At 49.7% G+C, this 25,724-nt stretch carries 19 protein-coding genes; 8 read left to right on the forward strand and 11 right to left on the reverse strand.

The window, feature by feature from the left end; translation table 11 throughout:
- Positions 1–223 precede the first annotated feature (223 nt).
- Positions 224–1,348 (forward strand): efflux RND transporter periplasmic adaptor subunit, encoded by a 1,125-nt coding sequence (locus OLMES_RS20300; RefSeq protein WP_087462943.1) that lies wholly within the window; start codon positions 224–226, stop codon positions 1,346–1,348.
- A gap of 57 nt (positions 1,349–1,405) precedes the next feature.
- Positions 1,406–4,513, forward strand: coding sequence for an efflux RND transporter permease subunit (locus tag OLMES_RS20305; protein ID WP_087462944.1), 3,108 nt, complete (start codon positions 1,406–1,408; stop codon positions 4,511–4,513).
- A gap of 66 nt (positions 4,514–4,579) precedes the next feature.
- Here OLMES_RS20305 and OLMES_RS20310 read toward each other — a convergent pair whose 3' ends face one another.
- The 6 genes from OLMES_RS20310 to OLMES_RS20335 form a co-directional block, all read right to left on the reverse strand.
- Positions 4,580–4,843: a DUF5062 family protein gene (locus OLMES_RS20310; protein WP_087462945.1), complete on the reverse strand. Its 264-nt coding sequence runs from the start codon at positions 4,841–4,843 to the stop codon at positions 4,580–4,582.
- Entirely contained in the window at positions 4,843–5,316 is a 474-nt protein-coding gene (locus OLMES_RS20315) for a DUF302 domain-containing protein (protein ID WP_087462946.1), read from the reverse strand. The genes OLMES_RS20310 and OLMES_RS20315 overlap by 1 nt, the downstream gene beginning before the upstream one ends.
- Positions 5,313–8,558, reverse strand: coding sequence for a hybrid sensor histidine kinase/response regulator (locus OLMES_RS20320; protein WP_087462947.1), 3,246 nt, complete (start codon positions 8,556–8,558; stop codon positions 5,313–5,315). The genes OLMES_RS20315 and OLMES_RS20320 overlap by 4 nt, the downstream gene beginning before the upstream one ends.
- On the reverse strand, positions 8,555–9,526 hold the full coding sequence (locus OLMES_RS20325) for an ABC transporter substrate-binding protein (protein WP_087462948.1): 972 nt from the start codon (positions 9,524–9,526) through the stop codon (positions 8,555–8,557). Before OLMES_RS20325 ends, OLMES_RS20320 begins: the two co-directional genes overlap by 4 nt.
- Positions 9,527–9,619: 93 nt before the next feature.
- Positions 9,620–10,318: a M48 family metallopeptidase gene (locus OLMES_RS20330; RefSeq protein WP_087462949.1), complete on the reverse strand. Its 699-nt coding sequence runs from the start codon at positions 10,316–10,318 to the stop codon at positions 9,620–9,622.
- A 61-nt stretch (positions 10,319–10,379) separates the two neighbouring features.
- Positions 10,380–12,137, reverse strand: coding sequence for a bifunctional protein-serine/threonine kinase/phosphatase (locus OLMES_RS20335; protein WP_087462950.1), 1,758 nt, complete (start codon positions 12,135–12,137; stop codon positions 10,380–10,382).
- A 450-nt stretch (positions 12,138–12,587) separates the two neighbouring features.
- On the opposite strand from OLMES_RS20335, the gene OLMES_RS20340 reads away from it, so the two are divergent.
- From OLMES_RS20340 to OLMES_RS20365, 6 genes are all read left to right on the forward strand, one after another.
- Positions 12,588–13,910 (forward strand): NAD(P)/FAD-dependent oxidoreductase, encoded by a 1,323-nt coding sequence (locus OLMES_RS20340; protein WP_087464588.1) that lies wholly within the window; start codon positions 12,588–12,590, stop codon positions 13,908–13,910.
- A gap of 52 nt (positions 13,911–13,962) precedes the next feature.
- Complete coding sequence (locus tag OLMES_RS20345) at positions 13,963–16,689, forward strand: nitrate reductase (RefSeq protein ID WP_087462951.1); 2,727 nt, start codon at positions 13,963–13,965, stop codon at positions 16,687–16,689.
- An 85-nt stretch (positions 16,690–16,774) separates the two neighbouring features.
- Positions 16,775–18,262 (forward strand): glutamate--cysteine ligase family protein, encoded by a 1,488-nt coding sequence (locus OLMES_RS20350; RefSeq protein ID WP_087462952.1) that lies wholly within the window; start codon positions 16,775–16,777, stop codon positions 18,260–18,262.
- Between the two features lie 23 nt (positions 18,263–18,285).
- Complete coding sequence (locus OLMES_RS20355) at positions 18,286–19,356, forward strand: M14 family metallopeptidase (protein WP_087462953.1); 1,071 nt, start codon at positions 18,286–18,288, stop codon at positions 19,354–19,356.
- 29 nt (positions 19,357–19,385) lie between these two features.
- Positions 19,386–19,814 (forward strand): YqaA family protein, encoded by a 429-nt coding sequence (locus OLMES_RS20360; RefSeq protein ID WP_087462954.1) that lies wholly within the window; start codon positions 19,386–19,388, stop codon positions 19,812–19,814.
- Positions 19,815–19,873: 59 nt separating this feature from the next.
- Complete coding sequence (locus OLMES_RS20365; protein ID WP_087462955.1) at positions 19,874–20,674, forward strand: SDR family NAD(P)-dependent oxidoreductase; 801 nt, start codon at positions 19,874–19,876, stop codon at positions 20,672–20,674.
- Positions 20,675–20,762: 88 nt separating this feature from the next.
- Here the strand turns inward: OLMES_RS20365 and OLMES_RS20370 are convergent, their stop codons facing one another.
- The 5 genes from OLMES_RS20370 to OLMES_RS20390 form a co-directional block, all read right to left on the reverse strand.
- Positions 20,763–22,151 carry an ABC1 kinase family protein gene (locus OLMES_RS20370; protein ID WP_087462956.1) on the reverse strand — a complete coding sequence of 463 codons (1,389 nt, stop codon included), beginning with the start codon at positions 22,149–22,151 and terminating at the stop codon, positions 20,763–20,765.
- Between the two features lie 214 nt (positions 22,152–22,365).
- A complete protein-coding gene (lipA, locus tag OLMES_RS20375) occupies positions 22,366–23,427 on the reverse strand; it encodes a lipoyl synthase (RefSeq protein ID WP_087462957.1) in 1,062 nt (353 codons plus the stop codon).
- A gap of 12 nt (positions 23,428–23,439) precedes the next feature.
- Entirely contained in the window at positions 23,440–24,102 is a 663-nt protein-coding gene (lipB, locus tag OLMES_RS20380; protein ID WP_087462958.1) for a lipoyl(octanoyl) transferase LipB, read from the reverse strand.
- Positions 24,103–24,112: 10 nt separating this feature from the next.
- Positions 24,113–24,382 carry an HP0495 family protein gene (locus tag OLMES_RS20385; RefSeq protein ID WP_087462959.1) on the reverse strand — a complete coding sequence of 90 codons (270 nt, stop codon included), beginning with the start codon at positions 24,380–24,382 and terminating at the stop codon, positions 24,113–24,115.
- Positions 24,383–24,447: 65 nt separating this feature from the next.
- Positions 24,448–25,629 (reverse strand): D-alanyl-D-alanine carboxypeptidase family protein, encoded by a 1,182-nt coding sequence (locus OLMES_RS20390; protein WP_408635103.1) that lies wholly within the window; start codon positions 25,627–25,629, stop codon positions 24,448–24,450.
- Between the last annotated feature and the right edge of the window lie 95 nt (positions 25,630–25,724).

Genomic DNA, 25,724 nt, shown 5'->3' on the forward strand with positions numbered 1-25,724 from the left:
AACTTCCGGTGTTTACGCTATTAACTTTGTTTACCCTGGTAACATTGTTGACTTCAGTAACATTGTTTACCCTAACAACATTGTTGACACCGCTTACTTCGAGTTTTAACATGGTCTCATGTTTACATTGTTCACATCAATATCAAAACAGCAATTTTTGAGACCAGTGGACAAATAACGTTGGCATTGCCCAACATACACCAATCGGACTGAGGGTCACCCGATGAATGCTATTGTCCTCCCCAACATCAAACACAAATCAGGTCGTTCTGTGTCCCAGACTATTTTGACCGTGATACTGGGCATGTCGTTGGTCACCTCTCCAGGTATCGTATTCGGTGGCGCTACTGGCGCGACACCTTCCGATGTTGCAACGTCAAGCCATGAACAGTCGCCGGGTAATACGATTAGTGTGCACACTTCTACGGTTGAATATCAGGCCATCAGTCGCCCCATTTATTCCAGTGGCAAGCTGGTTCACAAAACCACACAAACGCTATCGTTCAAAGTCAGCGGAGAGGTCAACACGTTGCAAGCCGAGGAAGGCGAGACGGTAAAAGCGGGACAAATTCTGGCCGCATTGGATCAGGTGGAAATCAAAGCTCAGCTCAACAAAGCGAAAAGTGTCTACGAACAAAGCAAGCGAGACCTTGAGCGCCTGGAATCCTTATATCAAAAGAAAGTTATTCCGTTGGGGCAGCTCCAATCTGCACAAACGGAGCTGGATGTGGCCCAAGCCAACCTGGAACTTGCGAAGTACAACCAAAAGCATTCGGTCATCCGCGCGCCTCAGGATGGAACCGTTTTAACCCGCATGATCGACAAGAATGAGCTCGTTGCGCCACACCAGGCAGCTTTTATTATTTCCGGAGAACGCCAGGGCTGGATCATTCGCACTCAGGTGAGTGACAAAGACATTGTGCGAGTGAACTACGGTGACGAAACCAAAATTCTGTTCGATGCCTACCCGAATGAACATTTCACCGGGGTTATTTCCGAAATCGCTGCTGCCGCAAATCCGCAGACTTTGTTATTCGAAGTTGAAATCAGCTTAAACCCGACCCCGAAAAAGCTGTTCTCCGGTTTTCTGGGACGCATGGAAATTCACCCGGAACAAACCAGCCGGGTCGCCATTGTGCCGGTTGAGGCCGTGGTTGCCGCCAGTCGTGGTAAAGCCAAGGTATTTCAAGTCAACCCGCAGAATGAAGCGGAACTGAAAGAAGTTTCCGTTGCCTGGCTCGATGCCGGTCGAGTTGCAATTCAGGATGGACTCGACGCAGGCGCGCAAATCGTGACGCTCGGAGCAACCTTCCTCCAGGATGGTTCACTGATCAATATCAGCCAATAATTCAGCCCATATAGCCCACGGCCACCTGTCAGCCTGCTGTTACCCTGGAGAAGGTTTATGAATATCCCTAAACTGGCGCTGAACAATCATCAGTTCACTTCGGTCATCATTCTGCTTTTCATTGCGTTGGGTGTTGCTTCCTTTTTCTCCATGCCGCGCTCTGAAGACCCGCAATTCGATTTCCCGACCACCATCACGACCATTGTTTATCCCGGAACAAATCCCAGCGATCTGGAAAAACTGGTGGTGGATCCGGTGGAGTCCGCCATCAAGGAGATTGATGATATCAAAGTGATGCGCACTCAAATTGAAGATGGTTTGGCAGTCGTGCGCACCGAGTTCCTGTTCGGCTCTGACCCGGATGAAACTTACGATGATATTGTCAGTGCAGTAACGGCCATATCAGATACATTGCCTACGGAAATCAAACAAATTAAACATGAGAAGGTCTCGCCTGCTGATACCTATATCATGCAAATTGGCCTGACCTCAGCTTCGGCTTCATATAGTGAACTGCACTACTGGTCCGACAAACTGGAGCAGCAGCTGGAACGGGTTGCCGGAGTCAAACGGGTCGATATCGATGCCCTGCCCGAGCGGGAAATCCATATTCGCCTGGATCTGGTTCGCATGAGTGAACTGGGCCTATCGATACAACAAGTCAGCGCAGCGATTCAATCTGCAGGCCAAAATATACCGGGTGGGCATGTACAAAGTGAAGGCCGACGTTTCACCGTTCAAACCAGTGGTGACTTTGACTCCCTGGATCAAATCAGGCAAATCGTGATCCGGGCAAATGACAACGCTGCACTCTATCTGCAAGATATTGCAACGGTTGAGGTGGGCGATGAACTCGCTCGACATGAGGCTTATTATCAAGGACAGCGCACTGTATTTATCTCGGTTGTACAACGTAAGAGCACTAATATTTTTGATGTCAGCACCGGCTTACATAAAATAATTGATCAATTTTCCAGCCAGATCGATTCCCATATTCGCGTGGATATGATATTCGACCAAAGTTCCAGTGTTTCCCACCGTGTTGATGGCTTTTTCGAGAATTTGCTGCAGGGTTTGTTGTTGGTGGGGCTCTTTACCTTGGCGATCCTTGGATTCCGTGCTGCCACGGTGGTGATCCTGGCGATACCACTTTCGATTTTCATCGGTATCGGCTGGCTCGATCTGGCAGGTTATGGCTTGCAGCAGATGAGTATTGCTGGTTTGATTATTGCTCTGGGACTGCTCGTTGATAATGCGATTGTGGTCACCGAGAACGTCGGTCGATTTATGCGGGAGGGGCACACGAGGGAATACAGCGCCTTGCATGGTGCATCTCAAGTGAGTTGGGCCGTCATTAGCGGGACACTGACAACGGTTTTAGCGTTTTTCCCGATTCTTTTATTGCCCAGCGGATCGGGGACATTCATGCGCTCGATGCCGGTCACGGTGATACTGACATTGTGTGCGTCACTGATAATCGCAATTGCGCTGACACCACTTATTGCGAGCCGATTCCTCAAGGGTAAGTCAAGCCAGTCTCGCTTCACATCCCCCGTTCTGAAGGGATTGAATTATATTGCAGCAGGGCCCTACACCCAATTATTACAATTCAGCCTGCGCTTCCCGAAAACAGTAATGTTATTGGCCTTGCTGATTCTGATCGGCTCCTTGTCGTTATTTAAAGACATCGGAGTAAGCCTTTTTCCCAAGGCCGAAAAGCCAATTATTTTAGTCAATATTGAAACCGCAGAAGGCACCAGCTTTGATCAAACCCGACGTCTTGCGCAACGTATTTCCGGGGAGATTCAACACCATGCCCAGGTTAAAAGCAGCACCGTCAATGTCGGAAAAGCCAATCCCCGCATTTATTACAATCTCGCCAACAGCATGGAAGCGGCTAATTTCGCGCAAATACTGGTCCAGTTGAATTTTGAGGAACAGGATGGTTATCAGGTAATTGAAGACTTCGTCGCGCAAACTCGGACACAGTACAGTGCCATCCCTGGAGCACGGGTCACCGTTCAGGAATTTATGCAAGGCCCGCCTTATGTGGCACCAATTACAATTCGTATTGTTGGCGAGGAACTCGATCAACTCCAGCACATTGCCCATGATGTCGAAAAAATTATATTGGCAACCGAAGGCACCATCAGTGTTGATAACCCGGTTGCGCGCCATAAGGTCGATGTCGCCATTCACGTGAACCGTGAGAAAGCGGCGATGATGAATGTCGATATTTCGCAATTGGACCAGACCATTCGCGCCAATCTGGTCGGGCTACCAGTGGGCACTTACATTGACAGTCTGGGCGAGGATCACACCCTGATGCTCCGGGGCGACACTATCGGTGAACCTAAATGGGAAATTTTCCACAACCTGAAAGTTCAATCCCGAAGCGGCCATGCGATTCCACTGCAACATATTGCAGAGATTGAGCTCGTAAATGTGATTCCCCGCTTCCAGCACTACAATACAGAGCGTATGGTTCAGGTCACATCTGACGTTAAACCCGGGTTTCAGGCGGATGCGCTAACCAATCAGATTGTACAGGAACTGGATCAGTACCCCTGGCCAAGTGGCGTGCATTATGTCGTGGGTGGGGAACAGGAAAACCGGAAGGAGTCCTTCTCGGGCATGACGCAAGCATTATTAGTCGCGCTGATGGGAATTTTTGCCGTGCTAGTGATGCAATTCCGGTCCTTTTCACAACCGGTTATTATCTTCGCCGCAATCCCTTTTGCCTTGACTGGTGCAATCCTCGGTTTATGGATCACCGGATATACCTTCTCGTTCACAGCCTTTGTCGGCCTGACATCGCTGGTGGGTATTGTGGTCAATAATTCGATCATACTTGTGGACTACGCTAACCAGAAGCGCAGTGAATTCCCGGATTTAGCCATCGCCGATGCCATTGCAGACTCCGCTCGCACCCGGCTTTTACCCATTGTGCTGACCACACTGACCACGATTGGGGGCCTCTTACCCCTGACCCTTTCCGGATCATCCATGTGGTCGCCAATGGGCTGGGCCATTATTGGCGGGTTGACTGTTTCAACGTTGTTAACATTGATTGTGGTACCGGTGCTGTATATCTGGTTCACGCCGGCTCAGAGCGGTAGCTCCGTACAAACGGAACCACCTCTACACCCGAATACGCAACACTGAATACACAGCCCTGAATACGGACCTTGATAAAAATAATCAACCGCTAGTGGATTAGTCTTTCAACGATTAGTCTTTCAACAACGGGTGGTTCGCCGGCAACAGGCGGGCCACCCAGAGTGCCAGCTTATGCTTCATATTGGGAACGTTCTCCTGATCTTTAGCCAGGGGTTGTATTTGCTTGTCATGGACTAAAAGGCGATAGATATATTCCGCTTTTGCATTGGCAGAATCCGTGTTCTCAAATGTCGCCACCCCCCTTTTTTCCACATAGATCGCTCCGACCCGAAGTGCTTCTTTCAACAACTCAGCTTCATGCTTGAGCTTTTTCATCATACGCCTCCTGCTTTTCGTGCCAATCCAGCCAATGCTTTTGACATTTTTTCCAACACATCTTCACAACCTACAATTGAATGTCGCTTGATCAGATATGCAGGTGCGTTATAGCTGATCTGAACTTTGTTTGCCTGATTTTTCCAAATCAACATTTTCTGAGGCAAATCCAGCGCCACGGTCTGCTGACATTGCATAATCGGCGCGCCCATCTTGGGATTACCAAAGATCAGTAGCTCTGTGGGCCGCAGATTTACACCCACTGCGCTTGCCCCCTCAGAGTGGGGAATACGGGCAAATAATTTCAGACCCTTTGCCTTTACCATACGTTCCAGACGATTGGCGGTTTCCAGCACGGTAAACTTGGATTCAATGGATAGCATGCCCTCCACTCCATCGTCAGCTTGAGCGGTATTGCCCACAAAGCAGCTTAACATGACGAATGCTCCCAATAGCGATGAAGCTTTTTTCATACCTGTTCTTCCTCCAAGCGTTGTTTTAATTGTTCAAAGGCGGATTTAACCTGAGGCCACAATAACACAATTTGATCGACTTCTTCATGTAGGGCTGCTTGTTCCAGTTGTGAAGCGTTTTCCTGTAACGCTTTGGCGCTGATATTGGCCGCAGCGCCCTTGACACTGTGAGCCAGCGAACGAATTTCCGGGCAAGGTAAACGTTCTTGATGTGCAGCGAAACAGACCACCTGAAGTTGGTCGATCTGTTCAGGAATTGTTTCCAGAAAACTATTTACCAGCTTATTCAACAGCGCATCCCGACCACGAATACGCTTCAATGCATCTGCTTTATCCCAAACGGGAATGTCCGATTCAGGTTCCGGCAGTGATTCAGGCACCGGATCCACAGTGGCTTCATGCTGACGATCAAGCTGAAACAGCCAATGGGACAATTTATCCTCAAGTTGGTCGGGATCGATCGGCTTGCTCAAATAATCATTCATCCCCGCTTCGAGACATTTTTCCCGATCCCCGATCATGGCATTGGCCGTCATCGCGATAATCACAATGTCCGGGTCTGGCACACCAGCCTCCCCCGAACGTATGGAACGGGTTGCCTCGTATCCATCCAACTCCGGCATCTGGCAATCCATTAATACCAGGTCGTACGGGTTACTATCTCTCGCTTCACGCAAGAAGGATATGGCTTCTAAACCATTACATGCTGTATCCACCAGATAACCCAGGTCGTCCAGAACACCTTTAGCAACTTCCTGATTTACGAGGTTATCTTCAGCCATCAGGATGCGTTTGGACTTTTTCATCGCGATGAGATCTTCAGACTCACGCAACAAGACCTGCTCCGTCCGGCGTTTCAAACTACGCACATGATGGCGCGTAACCAGTGGTGTCGCCTTTTCCAGCGCCTCACCATCATCAATCAATACGCACAGTGCATCATGCAGACTTTGCGGCGTCGCCGGTTTGCAAAAGTAGGCTGAAAACCCCAAGTCCGCGTAATACTGCGCATCCCCACGCACCCCGATCGAGGTCATCAAAACCATTTTGATGCGGTTATATTGTTCAACACTGCGTACTTTTTTGCCCAGGGTTGCACCATCCATCTGGGGCATTTGCATATCCGTGATCAACATGGTGATATTGGACATGTCTTCACTCGCCAACTTTTCCAATGCAGACTTGCCATCACAGGCCTCATAAACTCGCGCCCCCCAGGATTCGAGCAAGGAGCGCAGTACGCAGCGATTGGTATAGTTATCATCAACAATCAACACCTCCTGCCCAGCTATATTGGCATCCGGTAGATTGATCTGCCCCTTGCTGGCATGCCCCAGCTTGACGTTAAACATAAACGTTGTGCCTTGCCCAACAAGACTGGTTACACCAATGTCCCCCCCCATCAGATCACACAATTGGCTTGAAATCGCCAAGCCCAATCCAGTCCCACCGAATTCCCGTGTAGTTGAAGCGTCTACCTGGGTAAACGGGTCAAATAGTCCTGCCAGTTTCTCCTCGGGAATGCCAATACCAGTATCTTCGACTTCGCAATAGAATTCATATTGTGCCTTGTCCGCCGGATCCTGCCGTAATTCAGCCCGAACTAACACTTCACCGGTCTGCGTAAATTTGATCGCATTGCCCACCAGATTGGTCAAGATCTGCCGTAACCGTCCGGGATCACCTTTAACGATGGGGGTTTTGATTTTTGAAACATCCAGAATCAATTCCAGTCCCTTATCGTGGGCCCGGTAAGCCATTGCTTCGGCAAAGTCAGAGAGCTGACTGGGTAAATCAAACTCGAGAATTTCGAGCTCCATTCGACCCGCTTCAATTTTGGAAAAGTCCAGAATATCATTGATAATGACGAGCAAGGATTCAGCACTGGATTTGGCGAGCTGAGCATAACGACGCTGTTCCAGGTTTAATTCCCCCCGTAACAGCAACCCCAGCATTCCCAAAACACCATTCATCGGCGTTCGAATTTCATGGCTCATACTGGCCAGAAACTCTGATTTTGCCTGAGTCGCAATTTCCGCCTTTTCTTTCTGCTCTTCCATGGCCCAGGATTGGAATTCCAGGTCACGGGCATATTCCTGCAACCGTTCTTCATTTTTTTTGGCTTCGGTAATATCTTCGACGCAGACAAAAAAACCCACGACGTCACCGCTATCATTTGTATCCGGAGTGTAGGTTGCGTGGGTATATCGTTCTGACGAGCCAATGACAAGGGCCTGAGCTTCGAAAGTCACCACCTCGCCAGACAGCACCCGTTCGATATTGGGCTTAATCAACTGAAACTGCTCTTCACCCACCTCAGCAGAAATGGTTGAACCGATAAACGAGTCCGTCGTTCGACCAAACCAGCGTTCGTAGTTTTTATTTACAAATTGGTAACGCAATTCACGGTCCACGTATGACAGAAGTACCGGCACTTCATTGGTTATCACATCGATGTACTGTCGGGTATGACGCAGCTCGGCATCACGTTCTGCTTTTTGTTGATTCAATTCATTATATGAGCGCGCCAAAAGCCCTAACTCGTCTGCACTGTGCAAATCCACAGAAAGTGGCTCAAGGGTGTATCGTTGTCGTCTAGTGGTTTGCAAAAAAGAACTGAGTGGATTTAGCAGCACTCGCCGCTGTGTCGCAAAGGACGCCAGCAAAGTCACCAAAAAACCAAAACTGAAAATCAGGATTACTTTGATCAAGTCCTGTTGCTCACTTTGAATCAGGCGACGCTTGTCATAACTGAGCAGGATCGTATGGTTTCGGATTCGATTGATTTCGGGGTCAAGCAGGTTCACGTTCACGGCGTGAATAAATGTGTTTCCGGTAGATGTGGACAAAGGGGCCGGCCTGGTCTGCCGCTTGAAACGCTGCAACAGCTCCAATTCTGCGGGGTAAAGCACTTCCGAAACAATCGCACCAATGTTTACCGCCTGGTTATCCGCGACAATTCGTTCCGCATCCTGATTAACAATGCGCAGGTGCTCAATATTATTCTTAGCTGCGAGGGTTGCGACAATACGATTCATCGCGCCGTGGGAATTATTAGATGACAGAGCAATAACCAAGGTATCGTTAATATAGGCCACTTCTCTGAGAATCTGTTGATCTACCTTTTTCTTTGCAGAGAGCACTAATGCCAGGCACACGGCCACAAGGACGAGCAAGCTCACAACCGCCATGGGCATGTTTAATTTGATCGCGAGCGAATAACGTTTTTTGATTAACTTCATTTTATTTTGTACATCAAATCAGGATAGTTGGCACACTCATAATCAAGGGCATTGACATGTACCAACGTACGACAGACTTGCTCTACCAATGCTGGAATTTCAGATCCGGACAGCATTGATGCCTGATCCTTCGCAGTTAAAATCTCCATATCTGCCAATGCTGCAGAAAAGTCGGAAATCGACAACCGCTCGCGTTTGGCCATCTTCGCGACCGCCTCATCCGGATTTTGTTCGACATACTCGAGCGTCAATTTCCAGGCTTGATGAATTTTGCTCACCAGGTCGGGATGTTCCTGCAAAACCCGTTCTGATATCGATAGCGTGTCTATGATTTGCCGGGGGATTTCGGCGCTTGAAAAAATTAGATTTATATCAGGTTGTTTGAGTAGCTCAATCGAAGTCGGGGGATAGGTAACCAGGGCATCAATCGCTTGATGCAGCATATTATCCTTACCTTCCGGCTGCTCTTGATTGACAACGTTTACCTGATCCAGAGACATGCCCGCCTGTGCGAGCGCACGTTCCAGAACATAAATGCCCAGTGACGATATCTCACATCCCACTTGCTTGCCACTCAAGTCCTGAATGGATTGGACCGGCGAGCGGGCCAGAATAACATCACCACCATTGCTGTAATCTGTAAACAGCACGATTTTTAGCGGTTCTCCACCAAATGGTTCTGCCTGAACCGCTTCCACCAGCGTCGACGCAAACCCGTCAACATGGCCATTCGTATAGGCACGTAAACTTTCGGTGAGGGAACCTAACTCCACGATGGTAATGTTCGCCCCCACCTGCTCAAAATAGCCTTGCGCCTTGGCCAGGTAGATAAATTCATAACCCGGCCAGGGACTGATGGCGAGCTTAACCGCAGGACGCTCAGATACCGGGCTTGAACACCCCATCAGAACAAATTGGACGAGCAGGACAAAAATGAAACGCTTGTAATGACGCCAATACATAACCATTTAACTCTCGAGCCAGCGTGAACAAGACACAGGTTAACGTAAGGTTAGGCGATCACCGAAAAGAGTCAATCGAGCGAAAATGGGCGGGTGAAACTACAACCAGAAACGGTGTTCGTTGTCCCGGAGCCATTTTCGACATTCTTTGTAATCGGGACAGAGCTGTTCGACCTGCTGCCAAAAACGTGGCGAATGATCCAGGTAACGCAAATGGCTAACTTCATGCGCAATTAAATATTGGATAACCGGATCTGGCGCCATCATAATCAGCCAATTAAACTGAATAACCCCCTGGCTGGAGCAATGCCCCCATTTGCTGCGGGTTTTACGGAAACGGACCTGACGTAACTTGTGCTGCAAATCCGCTCGCTCAGCAAGGGCCTCGGTACAGGGCAGCATATGTAATTTGGCCTGTTCCTTTAGCCAGGCCGCAAAAATTGTTTTCACCACCTCAGCTTCTGCCGACGTGGATGTGATGTACAGATGTTGACCAATAATACGCGTTGAAAAACGGGGACTGGGCTCAACGCAAATTCGATACAGTTCCCCTCTGAACGGGACCAATTCACCATCCCTCAACTGGACCCGTTCTGCCGCCTTTTGCTCCGCTAACTCCAGCTTTTCCTGAATCCACCCGGACTTACTCAGAACAAACTGATGCAAATAATCCGGACAGGTTCGAAAAGGAGCCCTGACTTGAACTTCGCCATCACGAATATGCAACGCAACGGTGCTGCGCCGGGAAAACCTGACCTGATAATCAAAGGGCAAGCGCGTCTCGTTTACTAGGGCCATCCCGGAACGTAACTCCTTTTCAATGAACGGATAAAGCGACTGCTTAATGTACTGATAATCACTACTGCATCAGAAAACCGATTGTCAGAACCTGCGTGACAAGCAGTATTAGCGTGAGCGACTTCCAGAATACCAAAGGATTGCGTTCGATCAAGGGCCTTTTTGACGACTTTAAGAAAGATTTGTTGGGGTGCTTCAAGTCGAAAATAAATTCTGACAATGAATCGTATCGGGATTCCCTGGAAATACTGCAGCCCTTGCGTAACGCACCATCAATCCAATCGGGCACCATCGGGTTATATTGCCAGGCCGGTGCGTATTTTAACTGGCTGAAATCACGAATATCCTGACATTCTTCATAGGCCTTCCCATAGGGGTGATATCCGGTAAGCATCTCGTAGGCGACCACCGAAACCGAAAACAAATCTGACTGGACACCGGTTGATCGGCGTAAACGATACTCCGGTGCAGAATAGGTGGCCGTCCCCAGAACCTGATCCCGCTCAATTGGCACCTGAATTTCATCGATACCCGCGACCTTGCACGAGCCAAAATCGATAATTTTCACCGTTCCATCCCTGTTGACCATGATATTGGCGGGCTTGATATCCTGATGCAACGTATCCTTGCGATGAAACGCCCGAAGCCCCTGAACAATTTGCTCTGCAATACGGACAATCTGTTCAACACCACTTGACCGGTTTTGACCTATCCAGCGCTCCAGACTCGCCCCTGCGACATACTCCGTCAAGTAGTACAACCATTTTTTGTCCCTCTCCGGTTCAATGACGCGAACAACATGGGGACTGTTAACCCGCTTGCCAATCCATTCTTCGAGTACAAATCGTTCGATGTAGGCCGGATCATCCACAAAATTGACGGACGGTGTTTTCATCACCCAGTGTTGGTGGCTTTCAGTATCTTCGACCAGATAAACCTGACTGCGACTACTGGCGTGCAACTCCTTAAGTATCCGATAACCATCAAAAATCATCCCCTCACTTAAAAACGGCGGAAAGGGTAAGGTGTTCAACTTATGGCAGTATTCATCCGCATCACCATCCGGCAATTCCGTAACCTGAATAACCTGACAGGTGGTGTTATCATCACTGCCACGGGCGAGTGCATCCGCAACAATCCGGTTAGCCGTGGATTCTGCATCCTCATCGGAGTCCGGGTCTTGCAGCGTTTCCAGATACTGTGACAGCTCTCGACGCGGCAGAAAGTCATGCACCCCGTCTGTAGTCAGCAGAAACACATCACCGCTCTGCAACGGTTCCGTTTTGTAGTCAACATCCAGCCCCAGATCCATCCCCATCGCCCGTGCCAGATACGCCTTGCCTTGTCCAACCGCGACACTATGGTCACGGGTCAGGAGTTCAAGATCACCAGACCTGAAACGGTAGATTCGGGAATCCCCGATATGGAAGATCGATGCGGTGGTGGATTTCAGAATCAGTACTGACATCGTACTGATGTACCCCTTGTGATCATTATTTTCAAACCGGGAACTAATGGAGCGCAAGCTCTGGCCATACAACCATCGATTCAAGGCACTTAGAACGCGATGGGCTGATGTTTTAACCGACCAGGTATCCGGTGTGCTCAAATAGTCTGCAATAAAGTTCTTCACACAAGCGGCACTGGCTTCCTTTCCGGCATCAGCGCTGCTGACCCCATCGGCAATAACAGCAACCACCCCTTTGTTTGCCAGGGTGAGCCCTGAAGGCGTGGCAATCCCCATTGAGTCTTCATTTTCAGGCTTGGGCCCCGGATCGGACTTCTGCCCGACGCTGACTTTTAACATCCCATTGTGCATCGGAAATCATTTCTCTCCAAAAGGTGACAGGCTTTCCATTTAATCCTGCAAATTCAGCTAAAACAGTTGCAATTGGAAACCCTAAAACCCAAATACTAGCAACTTAAGCACCAAAGTGGCTTCAATCCCACTTAATCATCATATTACCGACCCACGGGCTCTACTGGCGGCACAAATATGCACCCTTTAAGATCACCAATCAAAATACGCACGCACCAATTTGGAGCACTCAAACCAAACTTAAAAACCAGCTCGCACCAAATGGCACCGAAATGGGGTTTTTAGCCCCTCCCTCCACCCTGCTCTACCAGAGCAACTTGCCAGTACTCTAAAAATATCATTATAAATTCAATCACTTGAAGAAATACAAAAATAATGGCATGAGCTGTGCTTCTACTCCCAGCACTGAACCTGAATTCAGCTGAAGTCAAGATTGGGGGTGCGTTTACCATGAAGCAGAAATTGGTCGTTATTGGAAATGGCATGGCAGGTATGCGCACAATTGAGGAACTATTGAAAGTCGCACCTGAGCAGTATGACATAACCGTATTCGGCGCTGAGCCCTATGGTAACTACAACCGCATCATGCTCTCCCCTGTGCTCAGTGGTGAGATGAAGTTCGACGAAATTATTACCCATGACCTGAACTGGTATAAAGAACACCACATTCAGCTTTTGGCCGGTCAAGACAAAAAAGTTGTAGCCGTTGATAGAGGCTCACAGCAAGTCATTGCTCAAGATGGCACTCGCGTTCCCTATGACCGCCTCTTGATTGCAACGGGTTCTAATCCGAACCGGCTACCGATTCCAGGCAATACACTGAAAGGTGTGCTGGCGTTTCGCGATATAAATGATGTCGAACAAATGCTTCAAGCTGCCCGTACGCGCAAACATGCAGTCGTTATTGGTGGCGGACTGCTGGGTCTGGAAGCCGCGAATGGCTTGGTTAAGCAGGGCATGAATGTTACGGTCATTCACCATGCGCAACGATTACTCAACCGCCAACTCGACGCGCCTGCATCGACCTTACTGCAGCAGGCACTGGAAGCGCGCGGCATACGCTTCAAAATGATGACCCAAACGGCATCGCTGGAAGGAGACCAACAAGATCAAGTGCAAAAAGTACACTGTGCTGACGGCAGCTGCCTGGATGCAGATCTTGTCGTGATGGCAACCGGTGTCCGACCCAATATCGAGCTTGCCCGTGCCATCGGTTTGCATTGCGAACGCGGTATTATTGTCAGCGACACCATGCAAAGTTTCGACCCCAAAATCTATGCCGTCGGTGAATGTGTACAGCACCGTGGCGAAGTATTTGGTCTGGTGGCACCGCTATGGGACCAAGCCAAAGTTTGTGCAAATCACCTTGCCGGAATGGGTGACCTGACCTATCGATCAATTGTTGTGGCAACCAAACTCAAGGTGACCGGTATAAACCTGTATTCCGCTGGTATCTTTCGCACCGCAGAACATTGCGAAACAGTAGTCTATCAGGATTCAGCCGCAGGAATTTACAAGAAAATTGTCATCAGAAACCAACGCATCGTCGGTATCGTGTTATATGGCGACACGGATGACGGTAACTGGTACTTCAAGATGATGCAGGAAGCGGTGGATATCACCCCATTGCAAGAGGCACTCATCTTCGGACCCGCATACCTGCCCGATACTATATCAGATTCCCAGCTTGAGCCCTCCGCACCCGCCAATTACGGAGGGCCCGGAAGTGCGCATTCTTCTACTCCCAAGGAAGATGCGCACTTCACTTTATAATCTCCGCTGCGGGATAATGGAAAAACGCCAATAAATTGCTTAGGTGAAGAACATGTCCAGTTACGAACGCAAAACGACTTGTGCCTACTGCGGTGTCGGATGTGGCATCAAAGCTGTTGTCTCTCACACTGACATACCGTCCCGCAATGAGGACAGCACGCCTTCCTTCCAGATCACGGTATCCGGTGATGAAGATCACCCGGCTAATTATGGTCGTTTATGTGGTAAAGGCAGCGCATTGGCAGAGACGGCCATTCCTGAGGGGCGACTGTTGCAGCCTCGGGTTAATGGTCAAGTGACTGATTGGAATACAGCCATTGGCACCGTAGTGGAACGTTTCAAAGCGATCAAAGATGAACACGGCCCGGAGGCCATCGCATTTTACCTGTCTGGACAACTTCTGACCGAAGATTACTATGTCGCCAACAAGCTGATGAAAGGGTTTATCGGCTCTTCGAATGTCGATACCAATTCCCGGCTGTGTATGTCCTCTGCGGTATCCGCACACAAACGAGCCTTCGGGGAAGATGTGGTACCCGGCTGCTATGACGACCTTGAGCAGGCCGATCTACTCATTCTGACCGGCTCCAATACTGCCTGGTGTCACCCGGTGTTATTCCAGCGGATTCGCGCTGCCAAGGCATCACGACCGGAACTTAAAATCGTCGTAATCGATCCTCGCCGCACGGCCACCTGTGATATCGCAGATCTGCACTTGGCGCTGGCACCGGGAACGGACAGTTTTTTATTCAATGGCTTGCTGTCATATCTGCACACCCAAGGAAAAATCAATCAGGATTTTCTGAGTGCAACTGAAGGTTTCGACGCAGCACTCGCTTCAGCCCGGCAATCGGCCCCTGATATTCGTCAGACGGCGCTCGCCTGTGATGTCGATGAACAGCTGGTGAAACAGTTCTTTGACTGGTTTGCCGATACAGATAAAACCGTTACCGCCTTTTCCCAAGGGATCAATCAATCCAGCCGGGGCTCAGACAAAGGCAACAGTATTATTAACTGCCATCTCGCCACAGGCCGAATCGGCAAGCCGGGAGCAACCCCGTTTTCACTCACCGGACAACCCAATGCAATGGGGGGTCGTGAAGTTGGCGGATTAGCCAACCAGTTAGCCGCCCACATGGATTTCACGCCAGAGGATATCGACAGGGTGAGCCGCTTTTGGGCTACCGATACTCTGGCAACTGCACCGGGCCTGAAAGCTGTGGATCTTTTTCGCGCCGTGCGGGAGAAGAAAATCAAGGCCATCTGGATTATGGCAACGAATCCAGTCGTCAGCCTGCCCGATGCCAACCAGATCAAAGCAGCACTTTCTGACTGTGATTTTGTCGTGGTATCAGACTGCATTGCCGAAACGGACACGACGGCATTTGCAGATGTGCTATTACCATCAGAAGGCTGGTCCGAAAAAGATGGAACCGTGACCAATTCAGAACGTCGTATATCCCGGCAACGGCGACTGGTCGACAGTATTGGGAAGGCCAAGCCGGACTGGTGGATTATTACACAAGTCGCCCGAGGGCTAGGGTTTGGTGATGCGTTTGACTATGGGTCTGCAAGGGATATTTTTGTTGAGCATGCACGCTTGAGTGGCTTTGAAAATAATGTCCAGCACCACCGGCGAGCCTTTGATATCAGTCTGTATGATGCACTCAGCGAATCAGAGTATGATGACCTGGCACCATTTCAATGGCCCGCGCCTCGAAACAACGCTGTAAACAAACCCGAAACCACTTCAGATCGACTTTTCGGTGATCAGTTTTTTTATACAACTTCCGGTAAGGCGCAATTCGTTCCGGTGCTCAGTGAAGGTCCCCACAATTCACTCAATAGTGAATATCCTCTGGCTCTGAATACGGGCCGAATTCGGGATCAGTGGCACACGATGACGCGAACCTCACTGGCAAGGCGCCTCAACGAGCACAAGCCCGAGCCGTTCGTTGAAATACACCCTGACGATGCCGTGAAATACGGGCTTGAACCGGGATCACTCGCCACTGTAACCAGTGCCTTCGGCAGCATGATCGCTCGGGTCGAAGTGACCGACACGACTCGGCAAGGCAGCCTGTTTGTGCCCATGCACTGGACCGAGCAGATGAGTTCTGCCGGACGCGTCGGTGCATTGGTCAACCCGGTTGTTGATCCGGTATCCGGCCAACCGGAAAGCAAATTTACCCCGGCTCGAATTCAACCTTATCGGGCCACGTGGCATGGCTTCGTCCTGTCCCATAAACCATTAACATTCCCCGGGGTTGAATATGTGGTCAAAGTACCGGGAACCGCATTCTTCCGATACGAACTTGCCGGGGCGTCTCCCATTGCAGAATGGAACACCGTTACCAAACGCTGGCTGGAACCGGCAGCAACGACCGATACCCATTGGCTCGATTTTGAAGATACCCAGGCTCATCGATACCGCGCTGCAGTCGTCACAAGCGAAGGGTTGCAATGCTGCGTGTTTCTATCAGCCAAAATCGATTTGCCTGAACGCAGCTGGCTCGCAGGACTCTTTACCAAAGAAACGCTAAGTGACGAAGATCGGCGCTCTATTCTTGCTGGCCGGCCCCCGTCTGGAACTCAAACGGCAGGCCGAACCATCTGTTCCTGTTTTGGCGTTGGCGAGAATACCCTGAAGGATACCATTCGGGAAAAAGGCTTGAGCAGCGTCGAACAAATCGGAGACTGCCTTAAAGCCGGAACCAATTGCGGATCATGTGTACCGGAACTGAGAACAATCCTGAACAATGTCTCCAAAACGGGTTAAACCGGAGTATATGAACGCTGTTGAGTTCATTTACAATCAACGCTATGGTTAATTTAAATCCATAGTTAGACCAGGGACATACTGAATGGGGCAAAATATCGGTACAGACCACTTTACGGATGAACACTACTCCCGATTCACCAGCAAGGTTCAACAAGAGCTGGAAATACTGAGGCAGGTTCTCACTGACCCGGACTTTGGCGCAGGCGATACCACAGTCGGTGCTGAACTGGAGTTTTACATCGTCGATCAGGCAGGTCGCCCCGCATTAATCAACGATACCTTATTCAAGGACATGGCTCACCCCCAGTTACAACACGAGCTGAATCAATTCAATATTGAATATAACCTTTCTCCCCAAAAACTCGCTGGACAACCCTTTACCGCATTCGAACAGGAGATTGGCACCATATGGACGAAACTCAATCACAAAGCTGAACCCCATGGAGCGGAACTCATTCCCATTGGCATCCTGCCCACCTTGAAACGTGAGGACTTTTCACCCGAGTGCATGACCGATTTACCGCGCTATCGAGCCCTGGATGAAGGTTTGAGACGCATGCGCAACGGCCCCTTTGAAATCCATATTGAAGGTGAAGATGCGCTGCATATTGAAAGTAATGATGTAACACTGGAAGGAGCCAATACGTCATTTCAATTTCACTGGCGTGTTCCCTCCCGGGATTTTGTTCGCGCATTCAATGCCGTTCAACTGGTCACGCCCCTCACGGTTGCACTGGCGGCGAACTCCCCTTTTCTCTTTCACCGAGCCTTGTGGGCCGAGACCCGCATATCCCTGTTCAAACAGTCAATTGATGTACGCCCCCAGTCTACCCATGTTTGGCGGCCCCCCTCCCGAGTCGATTTTGGTCCGGGCTGGGTGCGACAAAATGCGATCGAGCTATTCGATTATTCTGTATCCCTGTTTCCACCTCTGTTACCCTATATTGATCAAACCGATGCGCTCGAAGACTGGACAGACCGAAGGTTACCCGAGTTAAACAATTTAAAACTCCACCACGGGACAACCTGGACCTGGAATCGTGCAATTTACGATCACCATGGCGATGGGCATTTACGCATCGAACTGCGGGCCTTGCCTGCCGGTCCGACCCTGATCGATATGATGGCCAATGCAGCCTTCACAATTGGTTGTGCGATGGCGATCATGCCCAAAATTGATGAAATGGTCACTCACCTGCCATTCAAGTACGCTGAACATAATTTTTATGCGGCGGCACGGAGTGGGTTGCAAGCCCAATTAATTTGGCCAAAACACGATCAGGTACAACTGTGCGAACGGTCTGCTATCGAGATCGCGCACTGTTATCTCAATCCAGCATTCGATAGTCTCCTGGCACACGGCGTAACGAATAAAGAAGTGGCGCGCCTGAAGACGGTTATTGCAAACCGCCTGGATTCGGGCATCACCGGAGCCAGTTGGCAACGCACTATGGTTTCAAAACTGGAGCAGCAGCATAGCCGGGAGGCGGCCTGTGCCCAGATGTTTGACCATTATCGGACACAACAGAAGTCAGGTCGTCCAGTATCAGACTGGTCTACGGCGATTTAGGTTAACGAGGTACTCATCCTGACATGCGACGATATCGCAAACACATTTCCATCTGGGACAACCCGGAGACACAGACACTTGGCAGTTCAGCAGAAGAATTTCTACGTAAACTTCCCGGCCCAACCGTTATCTTCGTCCGTGGCAAGCGGACTCAGGAGACCAGAGCTGTCTGTACGCTGCTCCATGGCAACGAACCCTCAGGTACGTTAGCGGCTTATCACTGGCTGAAGCGCAGACAGCAACCGGCATGCAACGTTGCACTGTTTATCGCGAGTGTCGAAACAGCTCTAACGGCTCCAGGATTTCACTATCGACAACTACCCGGTAACCGGGATCTCAACCGCTGTTTCATTCCCCCATTTAATGACCGGGAGGGTGAGATTGCGCAAGAGTTTATGGCGTACCTGGACGAGATCCAGCCCACATCGGTACTCGATATCCACAATACCTCGGGCGATGGCCCTGCCTTTGCGGTCAGTATTATTCATGATGATGTACACCTGCGCCTGGCTTCGTTTTTTACGCACCGGATCATTCATACTCCACTTCGCATGGGTGCACTCATGGAACTCAGCCAGCATTCAATGCCAATTGTTACCATTGAATGCGGGGGGGCACGGGAACAGGAATCCCATGAACTGGCGTTAAACGGCTTGACGCGCTATCTAAACGCGGAACAGATTGACACCATTCATTCAGAGGAAACTTTTGAGCTGTTTCACAATCCCGTCCGGGTTGTGATGCAAAAAGAAAGCTCAATTGATTATCAGGAATACAACAATCATCAGGTTGATATTACCCTGAGCCCCGGTATCGAGCGCTTCAACTTCGGTATTGTGCAACCGGAAACACAGCTGGGCTGGCTGAGCAGTGGCGACCTGAATCACCTGCAGGCAATCAACAGTTATCAGGAAAATGTCATTGACCATATTCTGAAAGTGGTCGATCGGAAGATTTATCCCGCCCGTGCCATCAAACTGTTTATGGCGACGACGAACCCGACAATCGCGAAGAGCGATTGCCTGTTTTATGTGGTCGATGCAGATGGCCGGGAAATTGTAAGAGGCCCTGTGTCCGAGCACGATAACGATTAAAACGAATTGCCTTCACAGACTCCTTGGACATGGACTATTTACTGGTTTTCAGCACCTCATTCCTGGCTGCGACCCTGCTCCCTGCAGCATCCGAAGTCGTACTGGGTACATTGGTAGCTCAAGGCCACGCACCTTGGGTGCTATGGGCTTTGGCAACCGCCGGGAATACCCTAGGATCGGTGGTGAACTGGATACTCGGACGCTACCTTCTGCACTTTCAAGATCGCCGCTGGTTTCCCGTATCTGGCAAACAGCTCGATCAAGCCCAAACTCGATTCAGTCGCTATGGTAGCTGGTCATTGCTATTTGCCTGGGTTCCGGTCATCGGGGATCCACTGACATTTGTCGCCGGCATCATGCGAATAAGACTTCTGCCGTTTCTTTTCTGGGTGACATTGGGAAAAGGGACGCGCTATGCTATCGTGGTGTACTGGAGCGGGCAGATCAGTCCGTCATGAAACACCACGCCGAAGAACCCCATATCCCCAACGAATAATTTCTAAGGAACACGAGAGTCATGAGCAAAGCACTTGAAGGACAGGGAAAAACAGTACTGATCACCGGCGCATCTGCAGGTATCGGAAAAGCGTTTGCGGATGTATTCGCCACTAACGGATTCGATGTCGTTCTGGTGGCAAGACGCATTGAAAAGCTGGAAGAGGTCGCCTCGGAACTTGAATCAAAGCATGGTATTTCCACCCGCTGTATTGCAGCAGATCTCGCCAAAAGCACCTCGGCCAAGAAAATTTATGACGAACTGAAACGCGAAGGCGTCACCATCGATGCACTGGTCAACAATGCAGGATACGCCATAACAAAACCCTTTACCGAAGCCAAATGGAAAGATCACAGCGATTTGATGAATGTTATGGTCAATTCAGTGACCCAACTGTGTTATTTGTTCGCCAAAGATATGAAAGCCAACGGCTATGGCCGCATTATCAACCTTTCATCGGTAGCTGCCTTCTCCCCTCAATATGGCGGCAATTTATATGGCGCTACCAAAGCATTCGTAAAAGACTTGTCTGAAGCACTGGATCTGGAACTGAAAAAGCATAATGTTTATTGCACAGCCCTGTGCCCTGGATTCACACGCAGTGAGTTCCACGACGTCATGGGTGTGAGCTCCGCGATGGACAAACTGCCAAAATGGATCTGGATGGATGCTAAAACGGTAGCAAATCAGGGCTATCGCGCGGTAATGCGCGGTGATGTACGCTACGTAAACGGGATCTTAAATAAATCCCTGGTTACGGCAATGGGATTTCTGCCCGGAAAAGTAAAATATTTCCTCTCAGAAAAACAGAACGTTTTCTAACGGCCTCGAACCCAGGTTATCCTGCGCTTAAGCGCAGGATAAACGGATAAAATGGAGGAGGTCCAGGTAAGAGGTTCAGGAATGACGTCTAGGAAAGACCAATATATTTTTTCAGAATATCCCGCCCGTTAAACTCCGCGTCCAACACAGAAATAAACGTGTATACGCCAACAAGTTTACGGTTGAGAAAAACAAATTCCTTGGGCGGAATCTTGAAGTAGCGATTTACCGCAGAGAGTGCAGCCCGTTTTGCTATTCGGGTTGGCAGATCGCTCCCTTTCCAGCGATACTCCCCTTTGTCATTCAACGCACTCGCGGGTATTTCCACATCTTCACGGGCAAGCGGCTCCAATACCGCCATACAAACTTCGCCAAATTCATTCAGCACTTTTTCAGGCCATTCCGGTTGCATAAAGTGCAGTTCCACTCCACCTTCAACAACCGCTTTCAGGTCTCGCTCATAGGATGCCTTGATCATGTTGCAGACAGGCCCGAGTACCGACATGGGGTACTTCTGTACCGCTCCAAAATCCAGCAATACGATCTGGTCGTGCTCCTGTTCAGACTGAGCAATCCGGATTCGATAATTACCAAAGTTAGGATCGGTTTGCAATTCACGCCATTCGAACAACTCTTTTAAAAAGATTTCCAGAGATGCCTTGGCCAGATGGTTTCGCCGCGCTTGAGATAGCCCCTGAACGCTGGGATCGTTAACGGACCAGCCCTCTTCAAAGCTCGTCGCCATAACGTGTGAGGTCGAATATTCCTTGAATATTGTCGGTACGATGAAGCGGTCATCATCTTTCAGCATTTCACCAAACCGCTCCGTGGTGCGCGCCTCGAGTAAATAATCAACTTCTCGATGCATCATGTGACGCACTTCTTCCAGCCACTCATCAAAGCTGGGCCCCAATGACACCACTTTTGCGATTTTAAGCAGTTGAGCAACAGAGTTAAGATCCGAATCCACCGCTTCTGCGACACCGGGATATTGGATTTTCAGACAGATCTGAGCGCCATCATGCTTCCGGGTAGCTCGATGAACCTGACCCAAGGAGGCGGCACCAATCGGCTCTTCTTCAATTTCCAGCTCGGACAGGCGATGACTACCCAGCTCTCGTTCCAGAACTTTATGGATCGCCGGCCAATCAAGCGAAACAGTTTTATCTTCCAGTGTATGCAGGGCCTCGGTGACTTCTACCGGCAAAAAATGCTCACCGTACAACGCCATGACCTGACCGATTTTAACCACACTGCCTTTGAGCTTACCCAATTCATCAACCAGAAACTGCGCTTGTTTGGACATCATTTTACGATGGCGCTCTTTACGTTTGTCCTTACTGACAAACATATTGGTTGCCACATGAGTCGCCACGCGGGTACCAGCAAATAACCCGGCCTTGGTGAGGCTCAGGCGGCGTTCAAAACTTCCTGTTTTTATCCGGCTTACCGATTCTTTTTTAGGCTTGGATTCCATGAAACTACTCACCTTAGTTTTGCTCTGCATCGACGACATATCAGATTCCCATGATTTCTCAGCTGCGGCGCTTTTTACGAACGCGCTCTAAACGGGCGCACTGTAAACGAATAGTGTGTCACGATAAAGCTTTCGCATCACAGAAATGCACATTTGTTCCAGTTCCTCCCCTGTCACAGAGATTCAATGTACCCGCTTACGGGCACAGAACACGTCAGGACACCTTCTCCCCGTGAGCTTGTAAATCAGCATGATACGAGGAACGAACCATTGGCCCACTGGCAACGTGCTTGAAGCCCATGGATTCAGCAATTGCACCTAATTCCTCGAACTCCTGGGGGGTCACGAAGCGCTCAACCGGAAGATGGTCACGGCTGGGTTGTAAATACTGCCCCAAGGTCAGCATATCCACATCATGTGCGCGTAAGTCCTTCATGACTTCGATCACTTCGTCATTTTCTTCACCCAAACCCAGCATCAAGCCAGATTTGGTTACCACATCGGGCGCACGACGTTTAAATTCTTTGAGTAATTTGAGTGACCACGCATAGTCAGCACCGGGACGTGCTCGCGCATAAAGCCGGGGAACCGTTTCAAGGTTGTGGTTAAAAACATCAGGTGGACAGGCTTCAAGAATATCGAGTGCAACATCCATACGTCCACGGAAGTCAGGTACCAGCGTTTCGATTTCAATACTGTCCGAACGTTGACGGGTCTCGGCGATACAATCCGCAAAATGTTGTGCACCACCATCTCGCAAATCATCCCGATCGACCGAGGTGATTACCACATAACGGAGTTGCATATCAGCAATCGCAGTTGCCAAGTGGCGAGGTTCATCGGGGTCCAATGGATTTGGACGACCATGGGCTACATCACAGAATGGACATCGCCGGGTACAAATATCTCCCATGATCATAAATGTCGCGGTACCGCCACCAAAGCACTCCCCAAGATTGGGGCACGCAGCCTCTTCACACACAGTATGCAATTTGTGCGCACGCAGCTTGGTTTTGATTTCATTAATTCGCGGAGTTGAAGGGATACGCACCCGGATCCAATCGGGTTTACGTTGCGGTTTGTCGGTTGCAATAACTTTTACCGGGTTGCGGGCCACTTTCTCAGCGCCACGTAACTTTTCCCCCCGGACAACCGGTTTGACTTTCTTTGCAGAACGATCCTGTTGAATGGCGGCCTTCTGGCTTGAGGTTTCAGTAACCGAGCCCTGTGCCGCTTGATCCTGTACATTAAGTGAAGGCGTTTCGTGCTGCGTCATGTAAATCTAATCCTATCCTGATGGCAAATGCCCGTAAGTATCGGCCACATTATACCCCATTAATGCAATGAATTCGCTCAGTAATTGATCCTGCACCTGGGCCAGCCTGACACCACTTGCAAGATCGTTGAGGCGAGTCATAACCATATTTTGGTAGCCACAGGGGTTAATTCGCCGAAATGGCTCCAAATCGTTCACGACATTCAAGGCAAGGCCATGATAAGACCTGCCATGACTGATTCTCAGCCCGAGAGACGCAATTTTTTCATCGCCGACATACACCCCGGGCGCATCCGCCCTGGGTTGGGACGCAACGTTATAATGAGCGAGTGTATTGACCAAGGTTTGCTCAACACGACTCACCAATTCCCGCGCCCCGATTCGCAAACGCTTCACATCGAGCATCATGTAAGCAACCAATTGACCTGGCCCGTGATAGGTTACCTGCCCCCCACGATCCACCTGCACAACCGGGATATCACCAGGGAACAGGACGTGTTCGGCCTTTCCTGCCTGACCTTGGGTAAATACAGGGTCATGCTCGAGCAACCAGATTTCATCAATGGTGTTCTCCGATCGGCCCTGAGTGAACTGCTTCATCGCCTCCCAAACCGGCATGTAGGACAGACGGCCCAGATTCCGAACGATCAGCTCCGGTTTGTTTGCATCACTCATTCAACACACCTTACAGAACCATGTGGACTCGACCACTTGACTTGAGATCCTCGAACAAGGCTTCCAACTGCGGTTTTCCCGTCGCGACGATCGTAACGCGCACAGATAGAAACTTGCCATTTCGACTGGAGTTCATCGTAATTTTGCCGTGATCCAGGTCTGGCGCATGCTTGGTGAGAACCCGCACAACAAAGTCTTTAAAATCCGGTGCAGCGTCACCGATGATTTTGATGGGATAATCGCAAGGAAATTCTATTTTGGGGGCTTCGGGCTGACTCATAAATGTACCTTTACTACGGCCGGCAGGCCTTGCTCAGGCCTGTCGACTTGCTACTGAAATGAAACTCAAGAGAACAATTGAACAAAAAACAGCTTGATCAAATCCCAGATCCGCTTGAAAAAGCCTGCTTCTTCAACTTGCTGCAGTGCAATCAGGGGTTGATCAGCCAGAATTTCGCCTTCGTAAGACACTTTAACGCGCCCTAACACATCACCAATATTCAATGGCGCCTTGATCACAGAGTCAACATCGACCGAAACGACTAAAGCCTCTTTCTGGCCTTTCGGGATCGTCAGGGTCACATCCGAGGCAACCCCCAAATCTGTTTTATCAAGTTGTCCACCCCAGACCTGGCTATCAATCAACTTGACACCCGAACTGTAGAGCGGCAGGCTCTCGTAATACCGGAATCCGTAATTCAGGAGTTTTTGCGTTTCACGGGCACGGGCCTCTTCGCTTTTCGTGCCCATCACAACGCTGATCAAACGCATTCCGTCTCGAACAGCTGATGACACCAGACAATAACCTGCAGCATCTGTATGGCCGGTTTTCAAACCATCCACAGACTTATCCCGCCATAACAGTCTGTTGCGGTTCGGTTGACGGATATCGTTGTAGGTGAAGTATTTTTCTGAATAAATCGAGTATTGATCCGGGAACTCGGTGATGATGGCCTTGGCAAGCTTTGCCAGATCACGCGCGGAAGCAAAGTGATTTTCGTGGGGTAAACCGGTCGCATTTTCAAAGTGCGAATTTTGCATCCCCAATAATTTGGCATGCTGGTTCATGATATCCGCGAAGGCGCTCTCACTACCGGCAATGTGCTCAGCAACAGCAACACTGGCATCGTTACCGGACTGGATGATGATACCGCGCAACAAATCTTCCAGAGCGACCTGAGTACCCTCTTTGATAAACATTTTTGAGCCGCCGGTTTTCCAGGCATTTACACTGATCAAGACACTGTCGGACAGGCTGATGTTACCGCGCTCAGCTTCATATTCAACAATATAGGCCGTCATCATTTTGGTTAAACTTGCAGGCGGTAACTGCTCATCCGAGTTACTCTCAACGATCACTTTACCGCTCGCGGCATCCATCAGGATGTAAGAACTGGCCGCAACTTGAGGAGGCGCAGGAATCAGATTCGGCTGACTGCTCACAGTAAACGAACTTAACATTAACAGCAGTGTCAGAATGGATAGAATGGGGGTAGATAAATTGGATTTTCGAGTCAACATGAACATTTCTGGTCTTTTTTCGTTTCTCGGTTAATAGAGATGGCGTATACGGGAATTAATCGCGGAAAAAATAGTAACCGATAATCCGGCAACATTCACCT

It is taken from the genome of Oleiphilus messinensis (assembly GCF_002162375.1).
Lineage (GTDB): Bacteria > Pseudomonadota > Gammaproteobacteria > Pseudomonadales > Oleiphilaceae > Oleiphilus > Oleiphilus messinensis.